Consider the following 7,151-nt stretch of genomic DNA (forward strand, 5'->3'; position numbering starts at 1 on the left):
ACACGTTCGAATGTCAAAAAGCTTAGAAGCCAAGACCTTCGTATTTCGCTTTGAATTTGGATACGCGACCACCAGTGTCCATAAGACGTGTGTTGCCACCAGTCCAAGCTGGGTGTGCAGATGGGTCGATGTCCAGCGCCATTTGGTCGCCTTCTTTGCCCCAAGTGGAACGCATTTTTACGATATCGCCATTGGTCATTTTGATGTCGATGAAGTGGTAATCCGGATGGATGTCTTTTTTCATGGTATCCGTCCTTATGCTTTAGGGGCTTTGTAGTTTGTGTTCTCAACGATACGCGCGGATTTACCACGACGTTCACGCAGATAGTACAACTTAGCGCGACGAACGCGGCCACGACGGACCACTTCGATGCTGTCAATGTTGGTGGAGTGCAGTGGGAATACGCGCTCAACACCTTCACCGAAGGAGATTTTGCGAACGGTAAAAGAACCAGCAATGCCGGAACCGTTTTTACGCGCGATGCAAACGCCTTCGTAATTCTGTACACGTGAACGTGTGCCTTCGGTTACTTTGTAACCAACGCGGATGGTGTCACCCGGTTTGAAATCAGGAATATCATTCCCGAGGGCGGCGATTTGTTCCGCCTCTAGCTGTGCAATCAGGTTCATGACCTAACTCCTTGATGCTCGTGGTTATTCCACGAAGTTGATATCACGCGAGAGCTCCTGGTCTTCGATCGGGTCCGGTCATGCCGCCCGCCGGAGATCGGCGTGGTGTTCATCTGTGCGTCGCTACGCCTCTTTCGCCCTGAAGAAAGGCGCCATGGCAATAACTGACAGTCCGGGCGACTCATATGAGGGCCAGACAGGCGGTGTATAGGCGAGCAACCAGCGATGAGCAAGCCTTGTTTTTTAGGTGTTTGTCAGGCTTTTTGCCGAGATTGGCGGAACCAAAAGACGCTGCGTGCCACAAAAGCCCAGAGCAGGCCGCTCAGCAACACTAAAAAAGGCCCAAACCCATGCGTCAATGTTCCCGATGGGTGTATGTGTTAGCGCGGAGAAGACAACAAATGGCAGCAACAACAAAGTTGCCAGCACAGTTGAGACCTGCAGCCCAACGAACAAGCCGATAAAGGGCGCGACCAAACCGAAAACCCCGCCAATGATTGTTGTTCGATGTAGCATCACTAGAAAACCTTTATTGTTATCCAGCGTTATCTGGTGGGGAATTGGTATATTTCAACCCTTTTGGGTATCGTTCTTGTGGCGTTCCCACAGATCAGGGCGGCGTTCTTGGGTGATTTTTTCACCCATGTATTGGCGCCATTTTGCGATCTTGCCGTGGTGGCCCGACGTCAGAACATCTGGGATCTTACGGCCGCGCCATTCCGCTGGGCGGGTGTATTGCGGATGCTCGAGCAAGCCGTTGGAATGGCTTTCTTCTTCGGCAGATGCGTCATTGCCTAAGACGCCGGGCAGAAGGCGTACAGTGGCATCAATCATGGCTTGGGCGGGGATTTCACCACCCGTGAGAACAAAGTCGCCAAGGCTGACCTCTTCGATGTCATATTCTTCCAAAACGCGTTCATCCACGCCCTCAAAGCGGCCACAGAGGATGGTCATGCCTTTGGCCTCTGAAAAGCGTTGTGCCATGGCTTGGGTTAAGGGTTTTCCACGCGGAGACATGAAAACCACCGGCCAATCTTCTCTGGCAATGGGCGCGCCTTTGCGGGCTTCATCCAATGCCTGGGCGACCACGTCAGCGCGCAGAACCATGCCTGCGCCACCGCCAGATGGGGTGTCATCGACGTTGCGGTGCTTGCCTTCGCCAAAGCGGCGCAGATCAATGCAATCCAGTTGCCACAGCCCATCTTGAAGCGCTTTTCCTGTCAAGGAAGCGCCCAGAACACCAGGGAACGCTTCGGGAAACAGCGTTATGATCTTCGCCGACCATGCGTCTTTTAGGTCAGGGCGGTCACGTATTAGGGCACGGGGTTGCAAGGTTGCCGAAATCGCAAGGCGACCATGTGATTTCTTCGGGCGCTCGGTCATGTACTGTGCTCTTTGTTTAAGATGGTCTGATGTTAATCTGGATGGGGATTACGCAAAAATTCCATCGGGAGGGTCGGCGATGATGCGTCCACTGGCCAGATCAACCGTGGGGACTGCGGCTTCGGTGAAGGGCAGAAGAACGGTTTCAACAGCTTGTGTTTGTACCTCTAAGATGTCGCTGGCACCATGGTTGCGCACGTCTTTGACTGTACCCAAATATGTGCCGCCGGTGTCACGCACTTCAAGGCCGATCAGATCGGAATAATAGTATTCATCATTGGGCAAACTGGGCAGTCGGGCACGATCAGCCATAAGACGGACACCGCGCAAGGCATCGGCTTCTTCCTTGGTTTCAACCCCGGACAGACGGGCGGTGAAACCATTTTTGGTGTTGCCTGTCAGAGTGATTAGAAAACTTTGGCCCGAATTCTCAGCAATCAAAGGAAGGTAGTCCATGATGGCTTCGGGATCGGCACAAAAGCTTTTCAACCGAACTTCGCCGCGCACGCCAAAGGAGCCGCCAATCGCGCCTACGCATATCTGATCCACGTCTTTGTTCATTTGTAATCTTTCAGTGACCTGCGACCGAGGGCCGGGAATAGAGTGTTGTTTGTTGCCTGCCAAAGTCGCGCGTCAGGGGCGTGCCGTCAAGGCGAGAAAACAAACAAAAAGAGAGACGCAGATGTTTGCGTCTCTCTCTATTTATAGGATGAATGACCATCCTATGGAGCGCCCCGAAGGGCGCGCCGTTCTTATTCTTCTGCTGGTGCAGCAGCAGCTTCAGCAGCGTCAGCGGCTTTTGCAGCTTTTTCTTCAACGCGTTCTTGGGCTTTTTTGCCTGGAACAGCTTTCTTCGGGTTGTTGCGGTCTTTTTTCGCAATAACGCCAGCAGCTTCGAGCATGCGAGAAACGCGGTCTGTTGGCTGGGCGCCTTGGTCCATCCAATGTTTAACGCGGTCCATGTCCATTTTCACGCGCTCTTCAGAATCTTTCGCGAGAAGTGGGTTATATGTGCCGAGTTTCTCGATGAAACGGCCGTCGCGTGGCATGCGGGAATCCGCAGCAACAATACGGTAAAAAGGACGTTTTTTAGAGCCGCCGCGTGCGAGACGAATTTTCATAGCCATGATGTATTTCTCCTATATAAGCTATTGATCAGGGGCGTTAACCCGCTGAGATTTCGATATTATTCCTGATGTTTCTTGTGATGCTGGATCACTTCGCTGATGATGAAGTTCAGGAACTTCTTCGCGAATTCGGGGTCGAGGTTCGCACGTTCTGCAAGATCCTCAAGTCGTTCAATCTGGCTTGCTTCGCGGGCCGGATCAGACGGGGGTAATTCATGGTTGGCCTTTAAGACGCCAACGGCTTGGGTGTGCTTAAATCGTTCGCCAAGGGTATAAACAAGGATTGCATCCAAGCGATCAATGCTTTCACGATGTTCTTTCAGCACCTCCGCGGCGCGGGTCACAGCGTCACTCATTTCAGGGCCTCCGGGGCTGGGTGGCGGTAGACGATACAGTCGCCAATTGTTTTTGTTTCGGCTTCATCAACTGTACAACCAAGGCGTTCTGCCAGGCGAATAGAGGCAGCATTGGTCGGGTCAATATAGCTGACAGCGGTGGTCCAGCCCAAGGTGTTATAAGCCCAGTTGCGCACAGCCTCTGCGGCCTCACGTGCGATGCCAGCTCCTTCGATTGACGCGTCATAGATCGACCAACCGATTTCACGTTCCGGCCAGGTGATGGGGTGCCATGCGCCAATACCACCAAGTGCTGTGTCGTTACCTTTTAGGCAAACCATACAAAGTCCGTATCCGCGCATTTCCCACATGCTCATGACATGACAAAATGCGCGCCAAGTCGTGTTTTCATCGGGCGGGCCAGGTATGCGCACGTGCTCAGCGCGGTCAGAATGCAAGAACGCACGGAACACCTCAAAATCGCGCGGCTCTGGACGGCGCAAGACCAAGCGTTCCGTTTCCAGAACGATCCGGGTCTTCGCCAAGTCCGGCGCGACATATGGGGTGAATGTTGTCACTTACTTTTTCTTCCCAAAACCGGAAAGACCGGGGGGCAATGCGCCACCAAGGCCAGGCAGACCGCCGCCCATTCCACCCATGCCGCCGGGCAGTTTGCCACCCATTTGTTTGGCTGCCGCTTCAAGGGCTTTGGGGTCCATCTGGGAGGGGTCCATGTCCGCAGGCATACCGCCGCCACCTTTGCCGAACATGCCGCTCATGGCTTGTTTCAGCATGCCGCCTTTGCCCATTTTACCCATCTTCTTCATCATGTCGCCCATTTGGCGCTGCATTTTCAGAAGCTTATTGAGCTCAGAGACTTCGAGGCCAGCACCTTTGGCGATGCGTTTTTTACGAGAGGCTTGCAGCAAGGAAGGGTTGGCGCGCTCACGTTTGGTCATGGATTGGATCAGCGCGATTTGACGTTTCAGGATCTTGTCGTCCATGCCCGCTTTTTCAGCTTGGGCTGCCATTTTCTTCATGCCAGGCATCATGCCCATAAGGCCTTCCATGCCACCCATTTTGATCATCTGTTCAAGCTGCATCTTCAGGTCGTTCATGTTGAACTGACCCTTCTGGAAGCGCTTCATCATGCGTTCGGCTTGTTCGGCTTCGATGGTTTCCTGGGCTTTTTCAACAAGGGAAACAATGTCGCCCATGCCAAGGATGCGGCCCGCGATACGTTCGGGGTGGAATTCCTCGATCGCGTCCATCTTTTCGCCAAGACCAACGAATTTGATCGGCTTGCCAGTGACCGCGCGCATGGACAATGCCGCACCACCGCGACCGTCGCCATCCATACGGGTCAGGACCACGCCAGAGACGCCGATTTGGCCGTCAAATTGTTCCGCAACATTGACCGCATCTTGGCCGGTCAGACCATCGATGACCAGAAGCGTCTCACGCGGGTTGGTGACGTTGCGCACGTCCTCCACTTCCTGCATGAGAGTTTCGTCAATGTGTAAACGTCCTGCGGTATCAAGCATATAGACGTCATAACCGCCCAAGGTCGCCTGTTGTTTCGCACGTTTGGCGATATCAACGGCGCTTTGGCCTTTGACGATGGGCAGCGTGTCAACGCCGACTTGATTACCCAGAACCGCAAGCTGATCTTGCGCCGCTGGACGGTAGATATCGAGAGAGGCCATCAACACGCGTTTGCCGTGTTTTTCTTTGAGGCGTTTGGCAAGTTTCGCGGTTGTTGTGGTCTTACCAGAGCCTTGCAAACCGACCATCAGGATCGGGGCGGGGGCGTTGTCGACTTTTAGTTCGCCCGCGTTTTCATCGTCACCGGCCAAGAAATGCACCAATTCATCGTGAACGATTTTCACGACCTGTTGGCCAGGTGTCACGGATTTAGTGACGTTTTGACCGGCAGCCTTGTCTTGCACAGCTTTGATGAAATCGCGTGCGACGGGTAGGGAAACGTCGGCCTCAAGCAGGGCAACGCGGACTTCGCGCAGGGCGGTGGTCACATCGGAATCAGACAGGGCACCTTGTTTGGTTAGGCGATCTAGAACACCGCCAAGGCGATCGGATAGATTCTCAAACATAGACAGCTCCCGTGTCGTTAACCTTTGCCCCATACATATGTATGAAACGCTTCAATTTCAGCAGGAAAATAGCCCTGCAAATGCACAAATGCCCCTGCGGGCGAATATCGCTGACAGGGGTCGATCCCGACATGGGCCGGGACCGGAAGATTAAAACTTCCGGATGTTGATGCAGGATTTATGCCGAAACGGGTCCCGAGTCAATGCGCAAAGGCCTATGGTGGTGGCGGGGCGGTGAACGCCCCGCTTGGTTCCGTTGGGGCTTATGTGGCCAATGCTGCGATGGCGCTTTGGGCGGATTGCAATTTTGCTTCGGCATCTTGGCCAAGGGCGTCGGCGGCGATGACCTCGACCTCGGTTATGCCGTTGAAGGCCAGGACATGTTTCAGATAGGGCACTGCGAAATCGATGGCAGACTCTACCTGTGTCCCGCCGGATGCCACGGCCAAGATAGCGCGTTTGTTGGTGAGCAGACCTTGTGGGCCGTTTTCAGTGTATTGGAAGGTGCGCCCAACGCGGCTGATCAGGTCGATCCAAGCTTTTAGGGATGCCGGGACAGAGAAGTTGTAGATTGGCACACCAATGACCAGCACATCTGCCGCCATGATTTCATCCACTAGGCTGTCGGATTGGGCCAGCAGCGCGGTTTGTGCGTCGGAACGATCTGCCGCTGGAGTAAAGTTTGCGCCGATCCATGCCTCGTCAATTTGGGGAAGCGCGTTGGCAAGATCGCGACGCGTGATGGTTGCGCCTTCAAAACGGGCAGTGATTTTTGTGGAAAGCTCGCGTGAGATACTGCCTTGGCTGCGGGCAGAGGCATCGATGTGAAGAAGATGGGTCATGGTCAATTCCTGAATTGGGTGTTGGTCCATCACAGAATAATGATGTGTATGCGTAAACTAAACGTCGCCATGCACACATGCTCTGTGCGTTTTTGCCTAGACGTCATCTTGAAGCCAAGCGTTTATTGCATCAATCAGGTCTTGGGGAACTGTTTTCGTAGTTGCGAGATCAACGGAGACAAGTACGGCTGGACCTCCGGTCATTTCGAGTTCGCAGCGATAGGTCTCTGCATGATGGTCTTGTCCCGCTTACGTTCCGGTCTCTGAACTCATTTATGCGGCCTTTCGCTCAAAAGCCAAGGGACTTTTCCCGCCAAGCGATGAGTGGCGACGGCGCGGGTTATAGAACCCGTTGATATACTGGAAGATCGCGCCTTCAGCCTGACGGCGTGTGTCCCAACGGTTGCGCCAAATCAGCTCAGCCTTAATGGATTTGAAGAACGTCTCGACCATAGAATTATCATAACAATTTCCCTTGCCGCTCATCGAGACCTTGAAACCGTGCTTGGACAAGCGCTTCTGATACTCATTTGAGCAATATTGTGAACCACGATCCGTATGGTGAATGCAATCCTCCGGTGGTTGGCGCAAAGCAACGGCCATATCTAACGCCCGGATTGCCAGATCCTTCTTCATGCGGTTACTGATAGCCCATCCGATGACGCGGCGAGAATACAGGTCATGGATGACGGCAAGATACAGCCAACCTTCGCTGGTCCAAAT

At 53.6% G+C, this 7,151-nt stretch carries 11 protein-coding genes; all 11 read right to left on the reverse strand.

The features are described 5' to 3' along the window. Positions 1-22: 22 nt before the first annotated feature. Entirely contained in the window at positions 23-244 is a 222-nt protein-coding gene (gene rpmE / locus RJ38_RS13755) for a 50S ribosomal protein L31 (protein WP_039019443.1), read from the reverse strand. Between the two features lie 11 nt (positions 245-255). Next, the gene (gene rplS, locus RJ38_RS13760; protein ID WP_039019444.1) at positions 256-630 is read right to left on the reverse strand and encodes a 50S ribosomal protein L19; all 375 of its coding nucleotides are present in this window, start codon (positions 628-630) and stop codon (positions 256-258) included. A 243-nt stretch (positions 631-873) separates the two neighbouring features. Next, on the reverse strand, positions 874-1,146 hold the full coding sequence (locus RJ38_RS13765) for a hypothetical protein (protein ID WP_039019445.1): 273 nt from the start codon (positions 1,144-1,146) through the stop codon (positions 874-876). A gap of 54 nt (positions 1,147-1,200) precedes the next feature. Then, positions 1,201-2,013: a tRNA (guanosine(37)-N1)-methyltransferase TrmD gene (trmD, locus tag RJ38_RS13770; RefSeq protein WP_039019446.1), complete on the reverse strand. Its 813-nt coding sequence runs from the start codon at positions 2,011-2,013 to the stop codon at positions 1,201-1,203. Between the two features lie 48 nt (positions 2,014-2,061). Further along, on the reverse strand, positions 2,062-2,574 hold the full coding sequence (gene rimM / locus RJ38_RS13775; RefSeq protein WP_039019447.1) for a ribosome maturation factor RimM: 513 nt from the start codon (positions 2,572-2,574) through the stop codon (positions 2,062-2,064). Between the two features lie 191 nt (positions 2,575-2,765). Next, positions 2,766-3,140, reverse strand: a complete 375-nt coding sequence (gene rpsP / locus RJ38_RS13780) for a 30S ribosomal protein S16 (RefSeq protein ID WP_039019448.1) — start codon at positions 3,138-3,140, stop codon at positions 2,766-2,768. 59 nt (positions 3,141-3,199) lie between these two features. Continuing rightward, positions 3,200-3,496: a chorismate mutase gene (locus RJ38_RS13785; protein WP_039019449.1), complete on the reverse strand. Its 297-nt coding sequence runs from the start codon at positions 3,494-3,496 to the stop codon at positions 3,200-3,202. Then, positions 3,493-4,053 carry a GNAT family N-acetyltransferase gene (locus RJ38_RS13790; RefSeq protein ID WP_238321709.1) on the reverse strand — a complete coding sequence of 187 codons (561 nt, stop codon included), beginning with the start codon at positions 4,051-4,053 and terminating at the stop codon, positions 3,493-3,495. The genes RJ38_RS13785 and RJ38_RS13790 overlap by 4 nt, the downstream gene beginning before the upstream one ends. Further along, on the reverse strand, positions 4,054-5,586 hold the full coding sequence (ffh, locus tag RJ38_RS13795) for a signal recognition particle protein (RefSeq protein ID WP_039019450.1): 1,533 nt from the start codon (positions 5,584-5,586) through the stop codon (positions 4,054-4,056). It abuts the gene before it with no gap. Between the two features lie 263 nt (positions 5,587-5,849). After that, on the reverse strand, positions 5,850-6,428 hold the full coding sequence (locus RJ38_RS13800) for an FMN-dependent NADH-azoreductase (protein WP_202903892.1): 579 nt from the start codon (positions 6,426-6,428) through the stop codon (positions 5,850-5,852). A gap of 273 nt (positions 6,429-6,701) precedes the next feature. Next, the coding region (locus RJ38_RS13805) for an IS3 family transposase (protein WP_039019451.1) at positions 6,702-7,151 on the reverse strand (450 nt) is incomplete at its 5' end.

This window comes from Halocynthiibacter namhaensis (genome assembly GCF_000812685.1).
Lineage (GTDB): Bacteria > Pseudomonadota > Alphaproteobacteria > Rhodobacterales > Rhodobacteraceae > Halocynthiibacter > Halocynthiibacter namhaensis.

Excerpts from the sequence above, each read along its gene's own strand:
- rpmE (WP_039019443.1), bottom strand. The coding sequence starts at position 244 with ATGAAAAAAGACATCCATCCGGATTACCACTTCATCGACATCAAAATG.
- rplS (WP_039019444.1), bottom strand. The coding sequence starts at position 630 with ATGAACCTGATTGCACAGCTAGAGGCGGAACAAATCGCCGCCCTCGGG.
- RJ38_RS13765 (WP_039019445.1), bottom strand. The coding sequence starts at position 1,146 with ATGCTACATCGAACAACAATCATTGGCGGGGTTTTCGGTTTGGTCGCG.
- trmD (WP_039019446.1), bottom strand. The coding sequence starts at position 2,013 with ATGACCGAGCGCCCGAAGAAATCACATGGTCGCCTTGCGATTTCGGCA.
- rimM (WP_039019447.1), bottom strand. The coding sequence starts at position 2,574 with ATGAACAAAGACGTGGATCAGATATGCGTAGGCGCGATTGGCGGCTCC.
- rpsP (WP_039019448.1), bottom strand. The coding sequence starts at position 3,140 with ATGGCTATGAAAATTCGTCTCGCACGCGGCGGCTCTAAAAAACGTCCT.
- RJ38_RS13785 (WP_039019449.1), bottom strand. The coding sequence starts at position 3,496 with ATGAGTGACGCTGTGACCCGCGCCGCGGAGGTGCTGAAAGAACATCGT.
- ffh (WP_039019450.1), bottom strand. The coding sequence starts at position 5,586 with ATGTTTGAGAATCTATCCGATCGCCTTGGCGGTGTTCTAGATCGCCTA.
- RJ38_RS13800 (WP_202903892.1), bottom strand. The coding sequence starts at position 6,428 with ATGACCCATCTTCTTCACATCGATGCCTCTGCCCGCAGCCAAGGCAGT.